The 24,688-nt window shown below is 68.2% G+C and carries 25 protein-coding genes and 1 pseudogene; 16 read left to right on the top strand and 10 right to left on the bottom strand.

Annotated elements, in window-relative coordinates; all coding sequences use genetic code 11:
* Nucleotides 1–21 precede the first annotated feature (21 nt).
* Nucleotides 22–120: pseudogene (locus GKO32_RS40420) on the bottom strand (hemerythrin domain-containing protein); the annotation flags it as partial.
* On the opposite strand from GKO32_RS40420, the gene GKO32_RS40065 reads away from it, so the two are divergent.
* Nucleotides 86–319: a hypothetical protein gene (locus GKO32_RS40065; RefSeq protein ID WP_154755607.1), complete on the top strand. Its 234-nt coding sequence runs from the start codon at nucleotides 86–88 to the stop codon at nucleotides 317–319. The pseudogene GKO32_RS40420 and the gene GKO32_RS40065 sit on opposite strands and share 35 nt — an antisense overlap.
* Here GKO32_RS40065 and GKO32_RS05095 read toward each other — a convergent pair.
* The gene (locus tag GKO32_RS05095) at nucleotides 307–927 is read right to left on the bottom strand and encodes a TetR/AcrR family transcriptional regulator (RefSeq protein ID WP_154755606.1); all 621 of its coding nucleotides are present in this window, start codon (nucleotides 925–927) and stop codon (nucleotides 307–309) included. The genes GKO32_RS40065 and GKO32_RS05095 overlap by 13 nt on opposite strands.
* Nucleotides 928–1,015: 88 nt before the next feature.
* On the opposite strand from GKO32_RS05095, the gene GKO32_RS05090 reads away from it, so the two are divergent.
* Nucleotides 1,016–2,107, top strand: coding sequence for a calcium:cation antiporter (locus GKO32_RS05090; RefSeq protein WP_312867497.1), 1,092 nt, complete (start codon nucleotides 1,016–1,018; stop codon nucleotides 2,105–2,107).
* Nucleotides 2,108–2,331: 224 nt separating this feature from the next.
* Nucleotides 2,332–3,684: a PepSY-associated TM helix domain-containing protein gene (locus GKO32_RS05085; protein WP_154755604.1), complete on the top strand. Its 1,353-nt coding sequence runs from the start codon at nucleotides 2,332–2,334 to the stop codon at nucleotides 3,682–3,684.
* Between the two features lie 84 nt (nucleotides 3,685–3,768).
* On the opposite strand, the gene GKO32_RS05080 is transcribed toward GKO32_RS05085, so the two are convergent.
* From GKO32_RS05080 to GKO32_RS05055, 6 genes are all read right to left on the bottom strand, one after another.
* Nucleotides 3,769–4,527, bottom strand: coding sequence for an SDR family NAD(P)-dependent oxidoreductase (locus tag GKO32_RS05080; protein WP_154755603.1), 759 nt, complete (start codon nucleotides 4,525–4,527; stop codon nucleotides 3,769–3,771).
* A gap of 69 nt (nucleotides 4,528–4,596) precedes the next feature.
* Nucleotides 4,597–5,889 carry an APC family permease gene (locus GKO32_RS05075; RefSeq protein ID WP_154755602.1) on the bottom strand — a complete coding sequence of 431 codons (1,293 nt, stop codon included), beginning with the start codon at nucleotides 5,887–5,889 and terminating at the stop codon, nucleotides 4,597–4,599.
* 40 nt (nucleotides 5,890–5,929) lie between these two features.
* On the bottom strand, nucleotides 5,930–7,063 hold the full coding sequence (locus GKO32_RS05070; protein ID WP_166459389.1) for a YqcI/YcgG family protein: 1,134 nt from the start codon (nucleotides 7,061–7,063) through the stop codon (nucleotides 5,930–5,932).
* A gap of 225 nt (nucleotides 7,064–7,288) precedes the next feature.
* Nucleotides 7,289–7,936, bottom strand: coding sequence for a lipoyl(octanoyl) transferase LipB (lipB, locus tag GKO32_RS05065; RefSeq protein WP_312867496.1), 648 nt, complete (start codon nucleotides 7,934–7,936; stop codon nucleotides 7,289–7,291).
* Nucleotides 7,933–9,102: an MFS transporter gene (locus GKO32_RS05060; RefSeq protein WP_154755600.1), complete on the bottom strand. Its 1,170-nt coding sequence runs from the start codon at nucleotides 9,100–9,102 to the stop codon at nucleotides 7,933–7,935. The genes lipB and GKO32_RS05060 overlap by 4 nt, the downstream gene beginning before the upstream one ends.
* Nucleotides 9,103–9,127: 25 nt before the next feature.
* Complete coding sequence (locus GKO32_RS05055) at nucleotides 9,128–9,709, bottom strand: TetR/AcrR family transcriptional regulator (RefSeq protein WP_154755599.1); 582 nt, start codon at nucleotides 9,707–9,709, stop codon at nucleotides 9,128–9,130.
* A gap of 249 nt (nucleotides 9,710–9,958) precedes the next feature.
* On the opposite strand from GKO32_RS05055, the gene GKO32_RS05050 reads away from it, so the two are divergent.
* A complete protein-coding gene (locus GKO32_RS05050; RefSeq protein ID WP_166459388.1) occupies nucleotides 9,959–11,215 on the top strand; it encodes a helix-turn-helix transcriptional regulator in 1,257 nt (418 codons plus the stop codon).
* Here GKO32_RS05050 and GKO32_RS05045 read toward each other — a convergent pair.
* Nucleotides 11,182–11,715: a hypothetical protein gene (locus GKO32_RS05045; RefSeq protein ID WP_154755598.1), complete on the bottom strand. Its 534-nt coding sequence runs from the start codon at nucleotides 11,713–11,715 to the stop codon at nucleotides 11,182–11,184. The two genes, GKO32_RS05050 and GKO32_RS05045, sit on opposite strands and share 34 nt — an antisense overlap.
* Nucleotides 11,712–13,079, bottom strand: a complete 1,368-nt coding sequence (locus GKO32_RS05040; protein ID WP_154755597.1) for a class I adenylate-forming enzyme family protein — start codon at nucleotides 13,077–13,079, stop codon at nucleotides 11,712–11,714. The genes GKO32_RS05045 and GKO32_RS05040 overlap by 4 nt, the downstream gene beginning before the upstream one ends.
* Before the next feature lie 194 nt (nucleotides 13,080–13,273).
* On the opposite strand from GKO32_RS05040, the gene GKO32_RS05035 reads away from it, so the two are divergent.
* From GKO32_RS05035 to GKO32_RS04980, 12 genes are read left to right on the top strand one after another with little or no spacing between them, the layout of a single operon-like run.
* Entirely contained in the window at nucleotides 13,274–14,101 is an 828-nt protein-coding gene (locus GKO32_RS05035) for a 2-amino-3,7-dideoxy-D-threo-hept-6-ulosonate synthase (RefSeq protein ID WP_154755596.1), read from the top strand.
* A complete protein-coding gene (locus tag GKO32_RS05030; protein WP_154755595.1) occupies nucleotides 14,098–15,195 on the top strand; it encodes a 3-dehydroquinate synthase II in 1,098 nt (365 codons plus the stop codon). The genes GKO32_RS05035 and GKO32_RS05030 overlap by 4 nt, the downstream gene beginning before the upstream one ends.
* On the top strand, nucleotides 15,192–16,355 hold the full coding sequence (locus GKO32_RS05025) for an FAD-dependent monooxygenase (protein ID WP_154755594.1): 1,164 nt from the start codon (nucleotides 15,192–15,194) through the stop codon (nucleotides 16,353–16,355). The genes GKO32_RS05030 and GKO32_RS05025 overlap by 4 nt, the downstream gene beginning before the upstream one ends.
* Nucleotides 16,356–16,369: 14 nt before the next feature.
* Nucleotides 16,370–17,200 (top strand): arylamine N-acetyltransferase family protein, encoded by an 831-nt coding sequence (locus GKO32_RS05020; protein WP_154755593.1) that lies wholly within the window; start codon nucleotides 16,370–16,372, stop codon nucleotides 17,198–17,200.
* Nucleotides 17,193–17,702, top strand: a complete 510-nt coding sequence (locus GKO32_RS05015) for a quercetin 2,3-dioxygenase (protein ID WP_154755592.1) — start codon at nucleotides 17,193–17,195, stop codon at nucleotides 17,700–17,702. Before GKO32_RS05020 ends, GKO32_RS05015 begins: the two co-directional genes overlap by 8 nt.
* Before the next feature lie 6 nt (nucleotides 17,703–17,708).
* Complete coding sequence (locus GKO32_RS05010; RefSeq protein WP_312867495.1) at nucleotides 17,709–18,455, top strand: SDR family NAD(P)-dependent oxidoreductase; 747 nt, start codon at nucleotides 17,709–17,711, stop codon at nucleotides 18,453–18,455.
* A 33-nt stretch (nucleotides 18,456–18,488) separates the two neighbouring features.
* Nucleotides 18,489–19,820 carry a crotonyl-CoA carboxylase/reductase gene (gene ccrA / locus GKO32_RS05005; RefSeq protein ID WP_312867494.1) on the top strand — a complete coding sequence of 444 codons (1,332 nt, stop codon included), beginning with the start codon at nucleotides 18,489–18,491 and terminating at the stop codon, nucleotides 19,818–19,820.
* Nucleotides 19,817–20,773: a beta-ketoacyl-ACP synthase 3 gene (locus GKO32_RS05000; RefSeq protein ID WP_154755591.1), complete on the top strand. Its 957-nt coding sequence runs from the start codon at nucleotides 19,817–19,819 to the stop codon at nucleotides 20,771–20,773. Before ccrA ends, GKO32_RS05000 begins: the two co-directional genes overlap by 4 nt.
* Nucleotides 20,774–20,811: 38 nt before the next feature.
* Nucleotides 20,812–21,429 (top strand): DUF6875 domain-containing protein, encoded by a 618-nt coding sequence (locus GKO32_RS04995; RefSeq protein ID WP_154755590.1) that lies wholly within the window; start codon nucleotides 20,812–20,814, stop codon nucleotides 21,427–21,429.
* A 12-nt stretch (nucleotides 21,430–21,441) separates the two neighbouring features.
* A complete protein-coding gene (locus GKO32_RS04990) occupies nucleotides 21,442–23,010 on the top strand; it encodes a class I adenylate-forming enzyme family protein (RefSeq protein ID WP_154755589.1) in 1,569 nt (522 codons plus the stop codon).
* On the top strand, nucleotides 23,007–23,825 hold the full coding sequence (locus GKO32_RS04985) for an alpha/beta hydrolase (protein ID WP_154755588.1): 819 nt from the start codon (nucleotides 23,007–23,009) through the stop codon (nucleotides 23,823–23,825). The genes GKO32_RS04990 and GKO32_RS04985 overlap by 4 nt, the downstream gene beginning before the upstream one ends.
* Nucleotides 23,822–24,685: a tryptophan 2,3-dioxygenase gene (locus GKO32_RS04980; RefSeq protein ID WP_154755587.1), complete on the top strand. Its 864-nt coding sequence runs from the start codon at nucleotides 23,822–23,824 to the stop codon at nucleotides 24,683–24,685. The genes GKO32_RS04985 and GKO32_RS04980 overlap by 4 nt, the downstream gene beginning before the upstream one ends.
* Nucleotides 24,686–24,688: the final 3 nt, after the last annotated feature.

Below are 24,688 nucleotides of genomic sequence, written 5' to 3'. Positions count from 1 at the left end.
GCCTGCTCCCGACACGATCGTTTACTTGCCCCGGCCGCTGAGGGCGTCGCGCAGGCGGTCGATGAGGCCGGCGCCGGGGTCGAGGATGAGGTTCGCCGGCGGCTTGTCGGGCGCCGACGGAGTGGCGCACCAGTTCGGTGATGACATGGTCGGCTGGCCCGCTCCGGTGCTCGGCGCTGCCCTGGCCGGACTCCAGTTCCCGGAAGATTTTCTCGACCTCGCGGTGGTCGGTGACGATGACGGAGATCAGGTCGGTCTGGTCGGTGGCGGTCATCATGGCTCTGTTCGGTCCATTGCGGACCAGATTCAGCGTCGGTAGGCGCGGAGGAAGGCATCGACACCGTCCGCGATGATCCCCGGGATTTCCGTGGCCGCGCGGGCCGGTTCGGTCCGGAGTTCCTCCAGTGCCAGTAGGACGGTCAGCGCGGTGAAATGCTTCGTGGCGCGCGCCGCATCGGGGGCCTGGATCTCGCCCCCGGCGGCGAGTTCGGTGAATCGCTTCTCCAGCAAGTCTTCCGGCTGATCGTGCACTGCCCGAGGGAGCACTGGCGCCGCCCGCCCCTGGGACGTCAGCCGCTGGAAGGCGACGTAGTCCGAGGACGGGAACGCCGTGGTCACCACTCGCATCGCGAAGGCCGTCAGCCCCTCGCGCAGGTCGCGTCCCGCCGTGAGTTCCTCGTCGATCGCGGTGTGCACGGTGGTCGTGAGCGCGTCCGCGACCCGGGTGAGGACGCCTTCGAACAGGGTCCGTTTGTCACCGAAGTGGTCATAGACGGTTCGCTTGGACACCTTGGCCTCGGCTGCGATGGCGTCGACGCTGGTGAGCTCGTACCCGTCCCGGACGAACAGCAGCTCGGCCGCGTCGAGGATGGCCGCCTGCTTGTTCTCGGACCGCTGCCGCCGCCCCGGGGTCTGCGCCTTCGCCATGTGCACATCTTATTCTCACGCGCTTTCCCGGTCCTACCAGGACTTTCCGAATGGCGGCCCGGGTGGGATGTGTGCGACGGTGTGCTCCGTGGCCGCCCCCGTTCGTTTCCCGCTGCTGTCGTGGACGACGGCCGCACCCGCGCTGGCGCTGGTGTTGCTGGTGGTGACCTGGGGGCGGCACCCGGGCGTGGTCGCGGTGGTGCTGGTGGCGCTCGCGCTGGCGGCGACCGTGCTGGCGGCGGTGCATCACGCCGAGGTCGTCGCGGCGCGGGTGGGGGAGCCGTTCGGGTCGCTGGTGCTGGCGGTCGCGGTGACGGTGATCGAGGTGGCGCTGATCGTCACGCTGATGGCGTCCGGTGGCCCCGGCGCGTCCTCGCTGGCGCGGGACACGGTGTTCGCCGCGGTGATGATCACGACCAACGGCATCATCGGGCTCGCGCTGCTGGTCGGGGCGCTCAAGCACGGCACGACATTGTTCAACGCCGAGGGCAGTGGCGCCGAGCTTGCCACGGTGGTGACGTTGTGCACGCTGTCGCTGGTGCTGCCGGCGTTCACCACGAGCCGCAGCGGGCTGCAGTATTCCGCTCCGCAGCTGGCCTTCGCGGCGCTCGCATCACTCGTGCTGTACGGGGTTTTCGTGTTCACGCAGACGATCCGGCACCGCGATTTCTTCCTGCCGGTGACCGAGGAGGGCGTGGTCGAAGAGCATGCGGAGGCGCCGAGCGGCCGGGCCACGATGACGTCGCTGGTTTTGCTGCTCATCGCGCTGATCGCGGTGGTGGGCCTGGCGAAGGTCGAGTCGCCGGCCATCGAAGCCGGCGTGCGGGCGGTGGGCTTCCCGCCGTCGTTCGTCGGGGTTGTGATCGCGCTGCTCGTGCTGTTACCGGAAACCCTCGCCGCCGCGCGGGCCGCGTTGCGGGATCGTATCCAGACGAGCCTCAACCTGGGGTACGGCTCGGCCATCGCGAGCATCGGCCTGACCATCCCGGCGATCTCACTGGCGTCGGTGTGGCTGGACGGCCCGCTGCTGCTCGGCCTCGGTCCGGTGCAGCTGATCCTGTTCCTGCTCACGGTGGTGGTCAGCATGCTGACCGTCATCCCGGGCCGGGCGACCCGCCTGCAGGGCGCCGTGCATCTGGTGCTGCTGGCGGCTTTCCTGTTCCTCGCGGCAATTCCCTGACGCGGAGATCCTGGCAACAAAAAATTTCCCGGAAACGCGGGAACTTTCTGCTGCCGGCCACCGACTCACCACCCGTGAACAGGCGATTTGTCCCCCAAGGGAAAGGCGATACCGGCTGTTTCTGTTGAATTCCGGTAAAAGCCGATGGTACCCATCGCCGGAATGGCGGTAAGCAGTTTAGTCTTGCGCCCGTTCGGAAATGACCCGGTTTGGGGAGTAGCGCGATGACCACGACCGTCAATGATCCGTCGCCCGCCGGGATTCGCCCGCCGGTGAAGCCCGGTGTCGTACTGCGCATGCTCGCCCGCCGGGTGCACTTCCTCGCCGGGCTCGCCATCGCACCGTTCCTGATGGTGCTGTGCCTCAGCGGACTGGTCTATGCCTTTACACCGCAGATCAACGATCTGCTCTACTCCGGTGAGTTCTTTGTGGACAGTGCGAGCGGTCCGGTGCATTCCCTGGCCGACCAGGTACAGGCGGCGCTGGCCGCCTACCCGCAGGACACGCTGAGCTCGGTCATCGCGCCGGACGCGCCCGATCGCACCACGCAAATCGTGCTGTCCGAGCCGGGCTTGGGGGGCAGCGGGTTTTCCGCGCAGGCTCGCACCGTCTACGTCGATCCGTACACCGGCCACATCACCGGTGACCTGATCACCACCAGCGGTCGCCCGCCGGCCCAGCAATGGCTGCGGGATTTCCACGGCAATCTGCAGCTGGGCGATATCGGACGGCTGTATTCGGAGTTCGTCGCCAGCTGGCTGCCCTTCGTGGTGCTCGGCGGCCTGATCCTGTGGATCGGCATGCGCCGCCGTAAGCGCCGGCTGCGGGCGTTGCTGCTCCCGCAACCCGGTGCGGCACGGGCGCGGGCCTGGCACGGACCACTGGGACTGTGGCTCGCGATCGGGCTGCTCGCGGTCAGCATCACCGGGTTGACGTGGTCGAACTACGCCGGCAGCCGGGTGGAGGCGGCGATCACCGCCGTCAACGGCAAGACGCCGAGCCTGAGTGCGCCCGAAGTGGTCGTCCCGCCGGGAGCTCAGCCGATCTCGATCGACACCGCCGTGGGAATCGCACGGGCGCAGGGCATCGACGGTCAGCTCACCGTCACCCCGCCGGCCCGCGCCGGAAAACCGTTCAAGGTCAGCGAAACCGGCGACGGGCTGCCCATCCGCAAGGACGAAATCGCCATCGATCCCTACACCCAGCAGATCACCGCGCGGCTGGGCTGGCCGGACTATCCGCCGGCGGCCAAACTCACCACGCTCGGCATTCAGGCCCACAGCGGCACGTTGCTCGGCCTTGTCAACGAGATCGCCATGGCCTTGCTCGCGCTCGGCACACTGGCGTTGCTCGTCCTCGGTTACCGGATGTGGTGGAAACGCCGCCGTGGCAACGGAAAGCTCGTCTCGGCGCCACCATCGGTCTGGCGTCACCTGTCGCGGCCGGTCCTCGTCGTGGGCGTGCTGATCGTCGCGGCGCTCTGCTGGGCCATGCCGGTTTTCGGCGGCTCGCTGGTGCTGTTCCTGGTGCTGGACACCGCGATCAGCGCGGTGCGGCGCCGGGCAGCTACGCCGTGATCGCACCGCGCGCAGGCGGCTGCTGGTACCACACCGCGTCACCCGGGTGCGCAGGCTCCACAATGGACAGTGCAGTGTGTCCGGTCAGCGGAACCCCGCGGTCACGCCGCCGTCGACGGAGAAGTTCTGCCCCGTCACCCACGTCGATTCGTCCGAAGCCAGGTATACCGCCAGATGTGCGATGTCGTCCCCCTGGCCTGCCCGGCGGATCAAGTGCATCCCCAGCTGGAAGGCACGCAGTTCGTCGCCCACGGCGGCGTCGGTGGCCGGAGTCTGCACGAACCCGGGGGAGATGGCGTTGGCCCGGATACCGGCCTCGGCGCCCTCGGCAGCCAGCGTTTTCGTCAGTGCGATGACCCCGCCCTTCGCAGCGGCATGGGCCGCCTGGCCGAGCGGGGCGATGCCGCGGACAGCGGACATCGACGCGGTGTTGATGATCGATCCCCCTCCCGACCGCACGAGGTGTTTCCACGCGGGCTGCGTGGTGTGGAAGACGATGTCGAGCTCGACGTGCAGGACATGCCGCCACAGGTCGAGGGTCATCTCCGCGAACGGCGCGAACCCGAACCCCGCCGCGTTGTTGTAGAGCACGTCGATCCCGCCGAGGAAGTCGGCGGACTCCTCGATCCAGTGCGCGGCCGCATCGGCGTCGGTGAGGTCGACGGTCTGCCCGGTCACGTCTAAACCGTTGCCACGCAACGCTTCCGCGGTCTTCTCGGCCGCCCCCGGCTGGACGTCGCAGCCGACGACCCTGGCGCCTTCGGCGGCGAACAGCTCCTGCGCCGCGGCGCCCTGGCCGCCTGCCGTGCCGGTGATGAGCACCCTCTTGCCCGAAAGCCGCATGGCGCCGCCTCTCCTCGTCGAGACAAACTGGATACAGTTTTGAGAAGTTAGGCGCGGGCAAGCGTTACGTCAACCCTGCTCGGCCGTTCGCCGCAACCGGGAGAGCAGGTAACCGAGTCCGAACAGGATGGCCGCGTAGATCACCACCTGCCAGTGGAAGCCCAGCACGACCACCACGGCCAGGCCGAGCGCGATCACCACTCCCCACACCCGCGCCGCGGTACTGTGCGCCACCTTCACAAACACCACCGCGGACAGCAGGTACAGCATGAAGAAGTTCTGCCCGGCCACCATGAACATCGTCGTCGGGGACATCACGCCGAGTGCCGATGCGGTGATCACCGCGGCGAACAGCACCGTGACGGCGATGATTGCGGCGGACGGGGTGCGCTGGGCGCCGGTGAGCAGCGACAGGCGGTGGGGGAGCAGTCGATGCGATGCACTGGAGTAGACCAGCCGCGATGCGCCCCACAGGGCGCCGATCAGGTTGGCGCCGAGGATCACCACCCCGAGCACGGCGACCAGCGACGCCGCGGTGGGCGACACGGCGACCCGGATGACGGCCGCGACCGGTGAGGACTCCGTCGCCGGGTCGTGGACGTCGAGCGTGGCCTGCACCCCGGCGGCGACCAGCATGTACACGCCGACGACCACGATGAAACTGATGGCGACCGCGCGCGGGAAATCGCGTTGCGGGTTGCGGTATTCGGCGGTGGTGAAGGCCACCACCTCCCAGCCGGTGAACGCGAAGAACACGATGCCGACCACGGCCAGCGCCTGCGTCCAGCTGCCGGACCCGGTCACCGACGGCGCGGCGAAATGGGCGTGCCCGTTCACCAGTCCGACCACCCCGGCGGCGGCGAGCCCGATCGTCAACGTGGCCGCCAGCACCGCCTGCACCTTCGACGACACCCGGCCGCCGGAGAGCAGCATCCCCGCGGCGAGCGCGACGAGAATCAGCGCGCCCAGCCACGAATACCCCGGCGACCACCCGAACACGGCGGCGAGATACCCGCCGCCGCTGAGCGCGATCGCCGGCATGCCGAGGCCGAACGCGCCGATGAGGACCACCTCGACGCCCGCCGCCGAGTGCCGGCCGAACGCGGCCTGCACGAACCCCGCCACACCGCCCGCCGACGGGTACCGCGCCCCGAGCCGGGCGAACACGGCGATCAGCGGGATGGTGATCAGCGCGGCGAGGATCCACCCCAGTAGCGCGTTGGCCCCGGCGTGCCGCAGCGCCGCACCGGGCAGGACGAGCGCACCCCCGCCGACCACCGTGGTGACCGCGAGCGCGGTCGCCGGGACGAGGGTGAGATGCCGATCGAGGTCGTGGACCCCGGCACCGGCGGTGTCGGACATACGGGCACCTTCCCTGCTGACGCTGAACTCCCCGCCGAACCTAGCGGGCGGCCTCTGGCGGGACCGGAGGGTGAGGCCATTGCGACTCGGGCAGGAAGCGGGTCACCGCCGTTCTGCCGCCGTCGGGTTTGATGACGTAGTGGCAGCCCGACGCGGCGGCGGTCGAGCCGTGCACCGTGTTCGCCGGCAGCTGGATTCGCGCGCCTGCGGTGACCGGCTGCTCGTGGTACGCGCCGTCCTGGTCGACCCAGTACACGGTCATCCCCCCGTCGATGACGTACAGCTCTTCGTCGAGATCATGCTGGTGCCAGGTGAACATCTTGCCCGGCTGGTCGTGCTGCAACTCGATACTGCCCTGCTGGGGCAGCAACTCCCGCAGCGTGATGGGCAGCTCGACGGGAGGGACGGTGGTGATCTGCGGGCCACTCATGCCGATGTTCCTCCGGATTCCGTGGTTGACCGGGCACCGCGTCGTGCCGGGGACGACGGTTTCGTTGTCGGGTAAGAAATACTGGACCCATTCGCGGTTGTGCTCATCGCCGAAACTGCCGAGTGACGCGTGCGGTGGGACGTCGTCGTATTCGCGCAGGCGCGCCCGGATGATCTTCCGGGCATTGCGCCCCGCCGGGCTCTGCTCGCTCAGATCGTCGAACACGAACCGCGGCTGGAAAGTGATCGCCAGATAATCGAAGTACCGGCTGCGCCGGGTGGTGTGGAAAGCGGTGTTCGCCACCACGAAGAACGCCACACCCGCATACGAGAACTCCCAGGTGGAGCTCTCGGTATCGGTGGAGATCCCGGCGGGCCACGGCGCGGTATCGGTCGCCATCAATTCGGCCAGTAATGCCCAGAACACGCGCTCGTGATCACGCAGGTCACGTAATTCCGGGTCATTTTGGAAGAATGCGACCAATGAGGTCCGCTTGCCCAGTTCGGCGCATTGGCCGGCGAACTCGCGCAGGGCAGACCCCAGTGCCTCGGTCCGGTCTGGACCAATGGGAACGAAACAATAGCGCAAGGTGCGGCGTTTCACCGCGTCCACCCCGAAAATGCAGGGGAAAGGGAAGCCGGTGTCGAGCATGCGGTCCTCGAACGACCGCGCCGCATGGTCCTCCCATGGCACGGATCTTGGTTCGCCGGGAATGGCCAGTAACCCCGATTCGACGGATTCCATGACCGAAGACAAAACGGTTACCACCTTTCGTGAAAAGGCGCGCAAAAACAAGGGTTCGGTGACAGGGCACCGGCCCGTGTTGCTTCGCCCCCACATTCGGGTCCGGCTTGTTCGGCAAATTTACTCAGCATTGACCGTGGTGTCAACGAACTGTCGTGGCACCGAAATAAAGGTCACCGTCCCGACCGTTGTTTCGATCATCCGAAACGGGAATTTCGCTTTCCGTCACGCCTGCCACGGTACGGGGGCGTCGAAAGCCGCCGCGACGGCATCGGATACCGCCGGGCCGCCCGGGGTGCGCCGGCCCTGTTCCCGCGCCAGTTCCGCGAGCGAAGTCATGGTGACATCAGGAAGTCCGCACACCGTGAAGGCGCGGAACACGCTCATCTCGGGATCGATGTTCACGGCGAACCCGTGGCTGGAGATCCCATCCCGGATCCGCATCCCGACCGACGCCAGCTTGCGTTCGCCCGGCGCCCACACGCCGACGAGGCTCTTGCCGCCGGGTTCGGTGTCCCGCCGGTAAGTGGTGAAACCCAGCTCCGCCATGGCGGCGATCAGCCTGGTTTCCACCCAGCGCACCAGCTGCCCCGGTTTGCCGGAGCCGAGTTTCACCACGAGATAACCGACGAGCTGCCCGGGTCCGTGATAAGTGGCGTAGCCTCCCCGGTCGGCGGGGACGGCCGGAATACCCGATGCGGCGGGCAGCTCGCTCGCCGGAGTGCGGCGGCCGTAGGTGATGACCGGCGGGTGGGTGAGCAGGAACAGCCTGTCCCCGGCCGTTTCCGCACGCCGTTGCGCGACCCACCCGGCCATTTCGTCCATCGCCTGCGGATACGGCACTTCGCCGAGATCCACCCGTCGCACGGTCACCGCCTCACCAGCGCCGGTTCCCCGGTGGCGCGGCGCGTTTCGAGCACGGCGGGCACCACGGACAGCAGTCCGGCGATGGCGAGCACCGCGCCGATCCACATAGGAGCGTGGTAGCTCAGACGTGATCCCAGCGCGAGACCACCCAGCCACGGCCCGAGGATGATGCCCACGTTCACCATCGACGTGGCGACCGTGCTGATCAGCGGCCGGTTGTTGGACACTGCCATGATCCGCGCGCCGCGTGCCGAGCTGAGCGGCAACCCGACCAGGCCCAGTACGACAAGGCAGCACACCGCGGCCACCTTGTCGCCGGCGAACACGGCGAAACACGCGAGCACGATCACCAGTGCGAGCTGCCCGTACGCCAGCACCCCGACGTTGTGCCGGTCGGCGAGCCGGCCCACCACGATGTTGCCGATGACCGTCGCGAGGCCGTATACGAGGAACAGCAACGGCACCGCCGCCGCGGAGAATCCGGAGAGCTCGGTGAGGACAGGGAACAGATAGCTGAACGTCGCGAAGACCGCACCGACGCTCAGCGCGTTGGTCGCATAGGCCACCCACAACCGGCCGTTGCGGAACGCGCCGAGCTCGGCCCGGATATCGATCCGCCCCGGTGCCGGAGTTCGCGGTACGGCCGCCACGATCGCGATGAGACAGACCAGCGCCAGCCCGTCGACCCCCCAGAAACTGGCGCGCCAGCCCAGATGCTGCTGGGCGAAAGTCGCCGCCGGTAATCCGGCCACCTGTGCCACCATCAGCCCGCCGAACACCACCGACAGCGCCCGGCCCCGGTTCTGGGCGCCGACGAGGCTCACGCAGACGGATGCGGCCGTGCCGAAGAAGGCACCGGCGGCCAGCGCCGTGAGGATCCGGGCCCCGAACAGCACCGCATAAGCGGGAGCCAGCGCGGCGATTGTCTGCCCTGCGACGAACGTCGCGACCAGACCGATCAGCGCGGCCTTGCGGGAAAAGCGCAGCATCCCGACGGTGAGGATCGGCGCGCCGATCGCCATCCCGACCGCATAAGCGGACACCAGGTAGCCGACCGCGGCTACGGAAACGCCGAACTCCTGGGTCAGTCCCGGCACCAGCCCCGAGACCATCACCTCGGTGGTGTTCATGCTGAACACCGTGGCGGCCAGCACGAAGATCGCGAACGGCATGTCGTCCTTTCCCGGTGGTACTCGATCAGGCCAGTGCGTCCAGGGTTCCGCGCACCACGTCCAGCAGGGCCTCGCGATCGTCGGTCGCCTTGGCCAGCACCCGGAGGCCGTAGTAGGCGCTCATCACGAACCGGGCGGTGGCCACCGGATCCCGGTCCCGGCTGAATTCGCCGTCGTCGGCCGCCCGGCGGAACGTGGCGCACAATGCTTCCTCGATGCGGCGGAAATGCCGGCGAACGGCTTGCTGGACCTCGGGTTCCCGGCCCGCCATCTCGACGGCGGCGTTGATCGCGAGGCAGCCCTTGTGGTCCGGATCGGCCAGGTCGGTGTCGATCACCGCGGTCATCAGCTTGCGGATGCGCTCGCGGACCGGTTCCGGCCCGTCGAGGATCGCCAGTGCCGGTGCGGTGCCCAGCTCGTAGTAGCGCCGCAGGGCTTGCAGGTAGATATCCTGCTTGCCCTCGAAGGCGTGGTAGAGGCTGCCACGGCCCAGGTTCGTACCCTCGCAAAGGTCCTTTGTGGACGTTGACGCGTAACCCTGCCGCCAGAACATGACCAGCGCCTTGGTCAGCACTTCATCCGTATCGAAGGTGCGTGGCCTCCCCATGGGGTGGACGGTACCAGTTTTGTACTGGTCGATCAACAAGGGGTGGAGAAGTGCTGTTGTACCTCCCGGATAGATGCTTTGACCGCACCCTTATCGGTGAGTAACGTGCTTCGAGGGCGGCCGGAGACATTGAAATCCGAAATGAAAATCTCATTTCAGGGTTTGACAATTCTGGGGGCGACGGCAGTCGATGAATCGTCCGGAAACCAAGAATCGGTCTGACTGCGTACTTTGGGGGAACAGTCCGGTATGCGTGAGGTAGTCGGCGGTGTTGTGCTGCCACGCGTCCACGGCAGAGAGGCGGAACTGGCAAGGCTGGCGGCGGCATTGGAGGTGGTCGCCCGTGGCCGGGAGCAGGTGGCGATGCTCGAGGGACCGCCAGGGGCCGGCAAGACCGCACTGCTGTCCGCCGCCGTCGCGGTGGGCAGGCGGCTGAGGTTCTCGATCATCTCGTGCAACTGCCTTGACCAGCATGGCGAAGCGGTGGTGCAGCTGTCCGAATGCTGCCCGCCGGTCTGGCACGGTGGCCACGTGCTGTCGTTCGGTCAGGAATTCTTCGACCGGCTGCAACGGCAGTCCGCGCGGTTACCGGTGCTCGTCGCCATGGACAACCTGCACCAGATCGGCGGGCGGGAACTGTGTGTCCTCTCTTCGTTCGTGAGCACCCTGAGGTCCAGACCAGTGATGTGGCTGCTGGCCAGGCGCGGGGCCGGACGGTCCGCCGCACAGCATCATCTCGTGCCCGCGGAAGGTCCGATCGATCTGCGGATCCCGCTCGGGCCGTTGCCGGAGAACGCGGTCGTGGCACTGGCCGAGGACCTGCTGCGCGCCCCGTTGCAGCCCTCGTGCCGTGAGCTGGTCGCCCGTGCGGAAGGGGATCCGGCGCTGGTGACCGCGTTGCTGGAGGGGCTGCGTGCCGACGGCCTGATCGAGCGGCGTGACGGCGCCGTGGGCCCGGTGGCCGACCGGTTGCCGCGGCGCCTGCTGGAGGTGGTGGAGGACCGGTTGCGCCTGTTGCCGACACAGGACCGGCACCGGATCGCGGTGGCCGCGGTGCTGGGCCGCGGATTCGCGCCGGGGCTGCTCGCGGGCAGGCTGGAGTCGAGCCCGGTCGCGCTGCTGCCCACGCTGGAAACGGCGGTGTCGCTGAACATCCTGCGCAGCCGGGGCGGCATCGTCGAATTCAGCAGTGAGCTGTTCTGGCGCGCCGCGCGGGAACTGATCCCGCCCGCGGCGCTGATCACGCTGGGCGTGGCCGGGCAGGCGGAGCCGGAACCGGCCGAGCTGCCGGTCCCGCACCAGCTGACCTCCATCGAACGCGAAATCGTGGAGCTGGTGTCGGAAGGGCTGACCAATCAACAGATCGGGCGGCGGTTGTCCCGGTCACCGCACACCGTCAACTACCACATTCGCAAGCTGTTCCGGAAACTGCGCGTGGAATCACGCGCGGCACTCGCGGCGTGGGCGCAGGTTCACACCGGCCGGGCACCGTCGGTGTTCCGCTGAATGCTGTTGGGGCACAACCGGGAGACCTGGACACACGCCGGGTCACCGTCGCGCAGGCAGCCCTCGGTCCGGTTCTCTTTCACCGCGAACCCGAGGCCCTCGAGCCAGCCGGCCCGCACCTCGTCGCAGGGGCATCGGTAGTGCTCGAGCGAGCCGGCCAGCCGGACCATGTGCAGCGCATAGTTGCGGGTCAGCTGCAAAGTCACCTCATCCGGATCGTCGCCTTCCGCGTATTCGACGCGCAGATAGCGATCCGGCCACATCCGGCGGCGGCACAAGTCCAGCGCCCGCACGAGATCGCCGTGGTCGAACGCGTCCGCCGCCTTGCCCATCAGCCGGGCGACCGTCTTGCCGACCCGGACCGCGACGACCCGCAGCGCCGCCGCGTTGATTTCGTTGGCGGTGCCGTGCCCGAAACGGCTGGCCACTTCCTGGTACCAGCGGCCGTCGTGCAGCCACCAGAGTGCTTGGACCTCCGAAGCGCCAGGCTCTGCGGTCATGAGTGCGAAAACCTCCTGGAGATGCTTGGCTGCGGGAACCGGATCAGCTTCCCGCTACTGGTCTTGGCCAGTTCGTGCCGGACCACGGTGATCACTCGCGGGACCGCCCGCGGGTCGAGGCGGGTCGCGCAGAACCGAATGAGTTCCCCGGGTTGCAGATCCGCCGGCGCCGACACCTGCGCGGAAATGGTTTGCCCGTCGAAAAAAGCCACCACTTCGGCCACTTTTTCGTGTCCCCGCACCACGTTCTCCACTTCGGTCAGGTCCACGAGCAGGCCGCCGATCTCCCGTGCGCTGCCCGTGCGCCCCCGCAACACCAGCGCACCGTCCGGCGCCTTCTCGACGCGGTCGTGGGTGCGCAGCCACCGGGGCCGGTGGGCGGTAGCGTCCTCGTCGTAGATCACCGTGGATCTCGGGAGCCTGGCGAGGAGTTCGCCACCGGAAAGCCGCAGGCGCACGTTTCCGGTGCCGGTGCCCAGCACGGGCGGTGGTCGGAGCCCGGCGGGATCGATGGCGAGCAGGCCGGTCTCGGTGGTGCCGTACGCCTGCCCGATCCGGATGCCGAACCGATCGCGGAAGCGTTCGTACACCTCGCGATGCACGGTGTCACCACTGGAAACCGCGAGCCTGACGGGAGCCGTCGTCGCGCCTTCGGGTAGCCGGCTGAGTAGCTCGAAATGAAAGGGCGCGCCGAAGATGACGTCCGCCCGAGCGGTTTGTGCCCTGGCGGCGATCGCGTCCGGTCCGGAACCGGCAGGAAATACCACCACCGAACGGTTGTGTAAAGCGTGCAGAATTCCACCGAGAAGGCCGAACGACGAAATCACGGAATTGAGCAGCAGCACCCGATCGCCTTCTCGTGGCATACCGGGTACCGCCGCCGTGCAGACGATTTCCCGGCGCAATGAGGACGCCGACCGGCACACGATCTTCGGGGTGCCGGTGGTGCCCGAACTGCGCTGGACGAGCGCGTGGCGAGCGGAGTGGTGCCCGTTCGGGCGGCGCTCGATCACGAGCTCGCATTCGTCGGTGAAGTCCCGCACCAGCCGGCCGCCGGAACTGCGCAGGAGCAGGCTGCTTCCGCGCAGTGCCAGCAATCGCGCCCGGTCGGTGGCCGAGGAACGATGGTCCAGCAACAGGACTTCTGCGTCGCGGCGCCACAAAGCGAGCACCGCGAACAAGAAGGTGAAGCTGGGCGGCACCTGCACCGCGACCGACGTGCCCCCGCGCACCCCCAGGTGACCGAACAGCGCGGTGAGCCTTTCCACCTCATTCCGCAGCCGCTGCATCGTGAGCGGTTGCCCGCCGACGAACCGGATTTCGCTTTCCTCGCCCCGCCGGAGCAGATCGTCGATCCAGCGCATGGTGATCACCCCCTCGAAAACCCGGCACAGCGATCACATTACCGTCCGGTCACCGTTTCCGGACCGCAATTCCCGCTGATCGATCGAGTAGTGCGCGGGTGGTCCGGGACTACTCAATCAAGCAGTGGCCGGCCGGCAATTCCCTTCGCTAGCGTCGGTCCCGAGGCGAAAAGCGAATTCGGAGGGGAACGCGATTGTCTGCCAGCAGTTCTTTCGGGCGGGAGATCCGCCTGCGGCGGCTGTTCCGGCACGGCGACCAGCATCTGTTCGTCGTGCCGCTGGACCATTCCGTCACCGACGGCCCGATCACCGGAACCCGTGAGCTGGACCGGCTCGTCCGCCTGCTCGACCGCGCCGGTGTGGATGCCGTCGTGTTGCACAAGGGCAGCGCACGACGGCTCGGGGCGCGGCTGTTCAGCCGGCTGTCGCTCGTCGTGCACCTGTCGGCCAGCACGAGACACGCACCGGATCCGGACCGCAAGTACCTGGTCTCGACCGTGGAGGAGGCTTTGCGGATGGGGGCGGACGCGGTGAGCGTCCACGTGAACCTCGGGTCCGCGACCGAACACACCCAATTGGCCGATCTGGGCCGGGTCGGGGACGCCTGCGACCACTGGAACATCCCACTGCTGGCAATGATGTACCCGCGCGGACCCGGAATGGGTGATCTCGTGCAGACCGATGTGGTGGCCCATGCCGCCACCATCGCCGCCGACCTCGGGGCCGATCTGGTCAAGCTTCCGTATCCGGGCTCACCCGCCGGGCTGGCGGACGTGGTGCGCTCGTGCCCGATTCCGGTGCTCGTCGCCGGTGGTCCGCCGCTCGGCGCCGGGACGGAGGTCGCCCGGCTGACCGAAGACGTGATCGCCGCCGGTGCGGCCGGGATCGCCATGGGCCGCAACGTGTTCCAGTCCGCAGACCCGGCAGGCCTGGCAAAAGAACTGTCCACTGTGGTCCATCCCGCCGACTGGGAGCCCGCCGTGGCTTCCCGTTCCGGCCATCCGCTGGAGGTAAGAGCATGAAACTGAGCTGGATCGACCTGCGTGGCCTCGCCGGCGAGCTCAAGGACGCGATCATCGAAGAGGCGGTGCACAACCGGGCGGACGCGGTGCTGAGCGACCGTGCCGAGGATCTGACCGGCCTGCCCCCGACGATCCGCAAAGTGCTGTGGCGGCCGGACGGAGGGCAGGATATCGCCACCGATGCCGCGGACGTGGTGTTGCACCACAGTGGACACCCCGCCGAGCTGGCGCAGCCGGGAGCCGGTGCCGAGGTCGGCAGGTTCGTCGAGGTCACCGATCCGGAATCGCTGGAGCTGGCCTGCGAATCGGCGAAACTGTTGCCCTGGACCGTGGTGCTGTTCCGCGATCCCACGAAGATCCCGCTGGAAATCGTGCTCGCCGCGGCGGCGCAGTCGAGTGGCACGATCATCACGGCGGTCGCCGATATCGCGGAGGCCGAGGTCGTCTTCGGGGTACTCGAACACGGCGCCGACGGGGTGCTGCTCGCGCCGGCGACGGTGGGCGAGGTGTCCGGCCTGCTCGCCGCCGCCGCGTCGGGAACGTCCACAGTGGACCTGGTGGAACTGGAGGTCACCAAGGTCAGCCACGTCGGGATCGGGGAGCGTGCGTGCGTCGACACGTGTACGCATTTCCGGGAGGACGAAGGCATTCTCGTCGGCTCGCATTCCAAAGGCATGATCCTGTGCGTCAGCGAAACCCACCCGCTCCCGTACATGCCGACCCGGCCGTTCCGGGTGAATGCCGGCGCGATCCACTCGTACACGTTGCGGGACAACGGTCGTACGCACTACCTGAGCGAGCTGCGGTCGGGCAGCAAGGTGCTCGCGGTGGACACGAAAGGGCAGGCCCGGCTGGTGACCGTGGGGAGGGTGAAGATCGAGACCCGCCCCCTTATCGCGATCGACGCGGTCGGCCCCGGCGGGGTCACGGTGAACCTGATCCTGCAGGACGACTGGCATGTGCGGGTGCTCGGGCCGGGCGCGACGGTACTCAACAGCACCGAACTGCGGCCGGGGGACAGGGTGCTCGGTCACCTGCCCAGCGCCGACCGGCATGTCGGGTACCCGATCGACGAATTCTGCCTGGAGAAATGAGTATGCGGATCGCGGTGATCGGTGCCGGGATAGCTGGGCTCACCACGGCGCTGGCGTTACACCGAGCCGGGCTGGCCTGCCGGGTCTACGAGCAGGCCGGCCGGCTCGGGCCGGTCGGAGCCGGTATCCAGCTGGCGCCCAACGCATCGAAACTGTTGCACCGCCTCGGACTTCGCGACGAGCTCATGCGCACCGCCGCGCGGCCACGAGCACTGCGCCGCCGACGCTGGCGGGACGGGCAGGTGCTGGGGCACACCGTGCTCGGGCAGCACTGCGTCGAGCTTTACGGTGCGCCCTACTACACGATGCACCGAGCCGATCTGCACCGGATGCTCGCGGATGCCCTGCCTGAAGGGACAGTGCGGCTGGGGAGCTCCTGTGTGGGCGTGGAAACCGGGGACGTGACCGCGGTCCGGTTTGCCACCGGGGCCGCCGAAAGAGCCGACGTCGTCATCGGTGCGGACGGGATCCATTCCGTGGTGCGGCAATCGCTGGTCATCGACACGCCGCGCTTCACAGGGGAAGCGATCTATCGCGGACTCGTGCCACGGCAGGACGTCCCGTTCCGCGACGAGGAAATCGTCAGCTGGCTCGGGCCGGGCCGGCACTGCGTGTGCTATCCGGTCTCCGCCGGGCGCTCGTTCGCCTTTTCGGCCACCGTCCCGGCCGCGCACGGGGCGCAGGAATCGTGGTCGGCACAGGGCAGCAGAGCGGAACTGACGGCCGCTTATGCGGACTGGCACGACGACGTCCGGCAGCTGTTCGACGGCGCCGAACTGGTGGGCAAATGGGCGCTCTACGACCGCGATCCGGTCGCGTGGACGGGCGCGGACCGGACCACCTTGGCCGGTGACGCCGCCCACCCGATGCTGCCGACCCTGGCACAGGGCGCGAACCAGGCCATCGAGGACGCCGTCGTCCTGGCCCGCTGCCTGGCCGCGAGCACACCGGCCGGTGCGCCGGGCGCCTTACGCCGATACGAAAAGGCGCGCAGGCAACGGACATCCGCGATACAGGCATCGTCGCGATCTCGTGCCACGGTCGCCCACCTTCCCGACAGCGCGGAACAACATCGCCGGGACACCGGTCTGCGCGGAGCCGACGAACTGCGCGACCGTGCCTGGATTTACGGCTACGACGCGGAAAAGGCAACGCTGTGACGCAAGGACCTGAGATGACCGAGCTCGACGACGAGACCGTGGACGCCTATCTCCGCCGGATCGGTGCCACCCGGCCACGGGTGCCCGACGCCGCCGGTCTGCGGGACCTGCAGGCGAAACATCTCGCCTCGGTGCCGTACGAGAACATCGACACGCATCTGGGCCGCCCGCTACCGCTCGGCGATGCCGCCGTGGACAAGGTGGTTCGCGAGCAGCGGGGCGGAGGATGCCGTGAACTCAACGCATCCGCTTTCGACGCCTTGTTGCGTGCCCTCGGTTATCACACGGAACTGCTGGGCGGCCGGGTGTTCTACGGCGACCGGCTGGGCACCATCTTCGGGCATGTCCTGCTGTGCGTCAGCACTCCGGAACCGTGGCTCGTCGATGTCGGTTTCGGTGGCAGCAGCCGGTATCCGCTCCGGATGGACGTGCGGGACCCGCAGCCCGATCCGCACGGCGTCTTCCAGGTCGTGGACAGACCACACGGGGACCTGGACGTGCTCCGCGACGGCAAACCGGTGTACCGGATCGAGACCAGGCCCCGGTCGCTGACCGAGCTGGCCCCGATCCTGCGGTGGGCGGAAAGCGCCCCGGACAGCCCCATTCACGATCGGCTGTACTGCTCGATCGTGGTGCCGGACGGGCGGATCACGCTCAGCGGTGACGTCCTCATCCGTACCCGCAACGGCAAGCGCACCAAGGAATTCCTCCACGATGAGGCGGAAATCCGGGCGGCGTACCTGAAGTACTTCGGGATCACCCTCGACCGGCTGCCCGTCATCCCGCGCAAGACCACGGTCTCCGACCAGGTGGCCCTGATCGGAGGCACGCACGATCATGACTGAGCCGAGCGCCATCCACGTTCCCGCCGGCGCGGGCCGGCCCGTCTGGGTCTTCGGTGACACCTACACCGTGAAGGTCACCGCGGACGACACCGGTGGTGCCCTCGGTTTCGTGGAAGCCACGGTCCCGCCGGGAAGCGGCCCGCGCCCGCATGCGCACACGCACGAGGACGAATCGTTCTACGTCCTGTCCGGTGAGGTGCGGATCACCCACGGGAAACGGAGTTTCCTCGCGCGGGCCGGTGACTTCGTGTTCATTCCGAAAAGGACGGTGCACCGGTTCCGGAACGAGTCGGTGCACGCGGCAAGGCTGCTGTTCTGGTACACCCCGGGCGGATTCGAACGGTTCTTTCTCGAAGCCGGATTCCCGGCCCGGCCCGGTGAGCTTCCGGACCAACCAGACCCGGCCAGGATGGCGGTCATGGCCCGCATCGCGGTTTCCCATGGCTGGCAACCGGGTCCAGGGGCCCTCGACGAGCTCGACACGAACCTCGGAAGGCAGTGAAGCGGCGTGACAGGACGTTTTCCGGGAAAGACGGTGCTGGTCACCGGCGCCGGTTCCGGTATCGGGCGTGCGACCGCGCGGGCGTTCGCGGCCGAGGGCGCGCACGTGATACTGGCCGGCCGGAACGTGCACACCCTGCGGGAGACCGCTTCGGCGATCGACGGTGCGGTGACGGTGAAACCGGTGGACATCAGCAGAGAGTCCGAAGTGGACGAACTTTTCCGCGGAGTGGACAGCGAACACGGCCGTCTCGACATCGCGGTCAACAGCGCGGGATACTTCTCCACAGCGCCGGTCGAGGACCTGACCTCCGAAGACTGGGGACGGCTGGTGTCGACCAACCTGACGGGCACCTGGCTGTGCCTCAAACACGAGATCCGCGCGATGTGTGAAGCGGGCGGCCGGATCGTCACCGTGTCCTCGGTCATCGGCCGGCACGGTGCCGTACCCGGGACCGGCGGTTATGCCGCGACGAAAGCGGCCGTCGAGGCGCTCACCAGAACCGCCGCGAAAGAGCAGGCGGGGCGCGGAATCCGGATCAACATCGTCAGCCCGGCGGCGATCGACACCGCGATGTCGCGCAGACCCGGTGAGTCCGAACAGGACCGCGCGGAGCGGATGAAGGCTACGATCCCCGCCGGCCGATCGGGTCGGCCCGACGAGGTCGCACGGGCGATTTTGTGGCTCTGCTCGGCCGAATCCTCGTTCGTATACGCCCATGACCTCGTCGTCGACGGGGGAGCCGCCGCATGAGTGGTGCCGCCGATTCCACGGAAGGGAGCCGAAGTGAGTGAGCTGGTGGATGCGGTCCGCGCCGGAGCGGACGGGCCGGAACTGCGGGCGTGTCCGGTGCCGGAGTCCTATTTGGCCGCACACCTGCGTGTCGAGGACGTCGAGATGTTCTCGGGCGAGGAGGACCGGGATGTCCGCAAGAGTATGAAGGTCGGTGAGGTGCCGATGCCCGAACTGGCCCCGGACGAGGCGCTGGTCGCCGTCATGGCGGCCGGGATCAACTACAACACGGTGTGGTCCGCGATGTTCGCGCCGATCCCGGGTTTCCGGTTTCTCCACCAGCTCGGCCGTCGCGGGTACTGGGAGTCCCGGCACGATCAGCCGTATCACATCCTCGGCTCGGACGCGGTCGGCGTCGTCGTCCGGGTGGGGGCGGCGGTGCGCCGCTGGAAACCGGGCGACCGGGTCGTTGTCCATCCTGGACACATCGACACCGAAACCCCGGCGGGGCAGGACGACGGCATGATGGCCGAGGATCAGCTCGCCTGGGGGTTCGAGACCAATTTCGGTTCGCTCGCCCAGTTCGCCGTGGTGCGCGCCAACCAGTTGCTGCCCAAACCGCCCCACTTGTCCTGGGAGGAGGCGGCAACGAACCTGTTGTGTGCCGGCACGGCGTACCGGATGCTCGTCAGCCCGCGCGGTGCGCGGATGAAGCAGGGTGACGTGGTGCTCGTCTGGGGTGCCACCGGCGGGCTGGGCGGGTACGCCATCCAGCTCATCCGTAACGGCGGCGGGATACCGGTCGGCGTGGTGAGCTCACCCGAGAAGGCCGAGCTGCTCAGGGATCTGGGGTGCGACGTGGTGCTCGACCGGGCGGCGCTCGGACTCGGCTCGCAGGACGTCGATTCGTGGCGCCGCTTGGGCAAGGCGATCCGCGAACAGACCGGAGAGGACCCGCATATCGTCTTCGAACACGTCGGCAAACAGACCTTCGGGGCTTCGGTGTTCGTCGCACGTCGTGGCGGTGCCATCGTGACCTGCGGTTCGAGCACCGGTTACGAGCACACCTTCGACAACCGCTACCTGTGGATGCGCCTCAAGCGGATCATCGGCAGCCACGGCGCGAACTTCGGTGAAGCCGCGGAGGTCAATCGCTTGCTGCGGCTCGGACATCTGGTGCCGACGCTGTCCGAGGTCCATCCGCTCGAGGACGCCGCCGAGGCGACGCGCCGGGTGCAGCGCAACGAGCACATCGGGAAGGTCGCGGTATTGGGGCTCGCAGCGGGCGAAGGCGGCGGGATCGAGGATCCGGCGACGCGCGAGCGGATCGGCGAGCGAAGGCTGACCCTGTACCGCCGGCACGCCGCGCGGCAGGCGAGCCGATGAGCCCGCAACCGTCGCCTGGCGCCCGGATAGGGGGGCTCGGCCACTACCGTCCCGAAACGGTGCTGAGCACCGAAAAAGTGGCGGCCCGGCTGGGAGTCGATCCGGAATGGATCATTTCCCGGACCGGGATCCGGGAGCGCCGCGTGGCGGCACCCGGCGAAACCGTGGCAGATATGGCGGTGGCTGCGGCGAAGGACGCCTTGGCCGGCGTGGCGGCCACCGAACTCGGGATCGACACCGTCATCGTCGCCACTTCCACCGCGGAGTCCACGATTCCCAGTACCGCCACGGTGGTGGGTGCGCGCCTGGGTCTCGACCGTCCTGCCGCGTTCGATGTTTCCGTTGCCTGTGCGGGTTTCTGCTGCGCGCTGGGGGTGGCGGATTCCCTGGTCCGGGTCGGCACGAGCAAGGGTGTCATGGTGATCGGCGCGGACAAGGCGACCGCGTGGGTCGATCCCCACGACCGTGACACGGCGATCCTCTTCGGCGACGGGGCGGGCGCGGCCGTGGTGCTGCCCCACGGCGAACGGGCCATCGGTCCCGTCCTGTGGGGCAGCGCGGGGGCGCAGGCGGGGCTGATCGGGATCGATCCCGGCACCAGGGTGCTGCGCCAGGACGGCCGTGCGGTGTTCCGCTGGGCCACCGGCCTGACGCCGTTGGCCAGACAGGTGTGCGACCGTGCCGACGTCCCGCCGGACAAACTCGCCGCTTTCGTGCCGCACCAGGCGAACCTCCGCATCATCACCGCACTCGCCCGTGGTCTCGGTATCGACGACCGGCGGCTGGCCACGGATGTCGTCGATACCGGGAACACCATCGCGGCGACCGTCCCGATAGCACTGTCGCGATTTGACGATTCCGGTGCGTTTTCCGACGGGGACCGCGTCCTGCTCTTCGGATTCGGCGCCGGCCTGGCCTACGCCGGACAAGTGGTGACGATCCATTCCCGGTGACCGCCACCGTTCCCACCCCACAGCGTTCGAGGAATGGCATGACTCTCGCAGCACCCGCGCGCACCGTCGAGGAAAGCCTGAGGCTAGTCGACGAGTGGCTGACGACCTACATTTGCCGGCCCCGCCCCGAAATCCCGCGCCCCGGGGCGGTCTGCCCGTTCGTGGAACCGGCGCAACGGGCCGGCTCCCTCGAGATCCGGGTGCGCCTGGTCGGCCCGGCACCGAGCCTGCCGCTGGTCACCGAGATCATCCGGTGTGTGCTGGAGGAGTTCGAGGCGAACGACTGGCGCCGCAGGACGAACCCGGCACTGCGCGCCCTGATGGTGACGCTGCCCGACCTGCCCGCCGACCGGCTGACCCTGCTCGACCAGGCACACGCCGCGGTCAAGGACGAGGCCGTGGCACGTGGCCTCATGATCGGGCAGTTCCACCAGGAGTGCGCCGAACCTTCCGCGCGCAACCACGGTTTCCCGGTGAGCCGGTCTCCGGTACCGCTGGTCGTGGTGCGGCGGATGGCCCTGCACGACGTGCTTTTCCTGCACGAGCGAGCCGACTGGTTCGCCACCTACGCAAGCAGGTTCGGCCGTCAGCTGGAACACGCGCGTGACTCGGCCGACCCGCTTTTCCTGCGCCTGTACGACAGTGCCCGCGGCTGAGGAGGAGTAGCCATGCCGATCATCCGGTCGTTCCCGGAGAAGGCGTTCTATCTCGGCGAGATGTTCGAGCGTGCCGCTGAGCGCTTCGCCGAGGTGACCGTGACCCTCGACCACGATCTCGACGTGGCGAAATGCGGCCGCGAGCTCACGGTGGGGTCGGTCGCCGGACTCATCGCCGAGCTTGCCGCCCGGTTGTGGGCCGCGGGAATCCGGCCCGCCGAACATGTCGTCGTCCACAAGCGACACGACTTCGGTGTGTCGTTGCTGGCCATGGCGTGTTCCCGCGTCGGGGCGGTACCCGTGTTGCTCTCGCCGGCGTTGAAGCCGGAGATCGTGACCGCACTGATGGCCCGCCTGGACCGCCCCCGGCTGCTGACCGACCCGGACACGCTGTCCCAGCCCGGCATCCGGTCCACATCGGACGGTTCGGTCCTCCTGGTCGGGGCGGGCCGATCGGGGGTGCCCGGTCTCGCCGGGTTCGCCGGTGCCCCGGCGCGCGCGGCGGTCCGGCTGCATCCCGGTCAGCCCGCGTTGATCACGCACACCTCGGGTACCACCGGGCTACCCAAGCTCGTCGTCCATTCCGCTGAGACGTTGTGGTGGCGCCTGGTGCCGCAGGTTCTGCTGGCGAGGCCGGTGCGGAAACAGGATCCGTTCGCGGTCTGCATGTCGTTCTCGCATTCCCGCCTCTACAGCGCCATCGGGACGAGCCTGGAATACGGCATGCCGCTGGTCCTGATGAGCGAGACCTCGCCGGACCGGGTCGCCGAGACGTTCGTCCACACCAGACCGGGCATGGTCGAAACACCACCGAACTGCCTCATGACGTGGGAGTCACTCGTCGAGGCCGATGGTGCGCCACTGTCCAGTGTGCACACTTACAGCAGCACCTTCGACGCGGCGCATCCACGGACCGTGCACCGGGTGCTGTCGGCCTCGAAACGGTCTCGTCCCGTGTTCGTGCAGTTGTACGGGCAGAGCGAGACGGGGCCCATCTCGGGCTGGGTCTACTCGCGACAGTCCATTTTGCGCACCGACGGCCGCTGCCTCGGCTATCCGCTCCCGTTGTTCACCCGGGTCAGGGCGGTCGGCCGGGATGGCATGCCGGCCGATCCGGACCACCCGGGATATCTGGAGGTCCAGACGCGTGGCCGTGCGCTCACGTATCTGGGCGACGAGGAGCGTTTCGCCAGTCAGACGGACGGGTCGTGGTGGCGCCTCGGTGACCTCGGTTATCTGCGGCGCCACCGGGTCCACCTGCTCGACCGCGAAGTCGACGAGATCACCAACGTCACGAGCACCCTCGAACTGGAGGACAAACTGCTCGGCAGGCTCGAGGAACTCGCGGAGGTGGTCATCGTGCACGGCGACGGCGGCCGGGGCGTGCCGGTGCTCAGCACCCGGGACGACAGCCCACTCGACCCGACGCGTTGGCAGACGGCGGTTTCCGACCTCCCGGAGCTGGCCGAGCCGGTCCAGTGGCCGCTGGCTGAGCTGCCACGTACCTCGACGTGGAAGACGCAACGGCTGGAACTGGCGCAGCTGCTCCGCGAATCCCCGCGCCAGGAAGGTGTGCGATGACGGGCGGCGCGGACCTGGAGTATTCGCCGAGCTCACTGGTCGCGGATCTGCCCGGATATCTGGAGGCCTACGCCGAGCGGAGTGCGCGGGCACGTCGCGACCACCGCTATCGGACGCTGAGCTACGGCGAGGGACGCCACGAGCGGGCCGATTTTTTCCCGGCGCACCACGGCGCGAGCCTGCACGTGTTCGTGCATGGCGGGTACTGGCAGGAACTCGGCAAAGACGACTCCAGTTTCGCCGCGCCCGCATTCCTGTCGGCGGGTATCGCCTATGCGGCGCTGGGGTACGGTCTGGCGCCCCGGTATCAGCTTGACGACATCGTGGACATGGTGCGGCGCGGGTTACGCCGGCTCGCCGGCAGCGCTGAGGCGATGGGCGTCGATCCGGCGCGCATCGTCGTTTCGGGGACTTCGGCCGGGGCGCAATTGGTATTGATGGCGCTGTGCACGGACGCCGTGCTGCGCCGGGTGCTGTCAGGAGTGGCTCTGTTGAGCGGAATCTACGATCTGCGGGAGCTGGTGCACACGTACGTGAACGACGCGTTGGGGCTCACCGCCGGCGCCGCCCGCCGCAACAGCCCGTTGCTACGGCTGCCTTCGTCCTTGCCGCCCGTCGTCCTGGCCCGAGGTGGTGCGGAGACGGCGCCGTTCGTCCGGCAGCACGAACAACTCGCCGCGCAACTGCGTGATCGCACGCAGCTGACGGAAATCGTGGCGCCGGCGCGGAACCACTTCGACCTTCCCGATGACCTGGCGGATCCGGCCACCGAACTGGGGCGCGCGGTGCTGGCGGCACACGAGGAGCGGGCATGACTGAATTGTCGTCGGACGAGCAGCGGCGCCGGCTCGCCGAGCAGACCGGGGGACAGCCGTGGCTCGACTTCCCGCCGGGGAAAACACCGTATGTGGACTACGCACGCATGGATGTGTTGCTGTCGCTGCAAAAACCACGGACAGGCGCCGCGCTGGAGTACCGGTTCATCGTCATCAGCCAGGTCAAGGAACTGCTGTTCGATCTGCTCTACACGGAACTGTCCCGGGCGCGGGAGCACCTCCGGGACGCCATGATCACCCCGGCGACGGAACTGATCCGCCGCACCACGAGCGTGCTACACCTGCTGATCTCCTGCTGGGACGCGCTCGGTGAACTGAACACCGCCGAGTTCGCCGAGTTCCGCGATCACCTCGGCGCCGCGTCGGGTTTCCAGTCCTTTTCGTACCGCAAGCTGGAATTCCTGCTGGGCAACAAGAATCCCGAGATGGTGCGGCCGCATCGTCGCGCCCCCTGGTACCCCGAAGTGGCGCGGGAACTCACTACTCCGAGCCTTTACGACGAAGTGATCCGGCTGCTGGCGAAGTCGGCCGGGTCCATTCCCGCTCCGGTATCCGACCGTGACCCGGCGACCTTGTACCACCCGGAACCGGCGGTCGAACAGGCCTGGCTGGAGGTGTACCGGGACCCGGCCGCGCATCGGGAACTGTACGAGCTCGGCGAAGTGCTGACCGAAGTCTCATCCCTGTTCGCACGATGGCGTTCCACCCATCTCCTCACGGTGGAACGGATCATCGGGTCCAAACCCGGAAGCGGGGGAACCAGCGGGGTGACGTGGCTGCGCTCGATCACCGGGCACCGTTTCTTCCCGGAGCTGTGGTCGATGCGCACCAGCCTGTGACCG

It is taken from the genome of Amycolatopsis pithecellobii, assembly GCF_009707865.1.
Classification (GTDB): Bacteria; Actinomycetota; Actinomycetes; order Mycobacteriales; family Pseudonocardiaceae; genus Amycolatopsis_E; species Amycolatopsis_E pithecellobii.
This window is presented reverse-complemented; position numbering and strand designations above follow the sequence as displayed.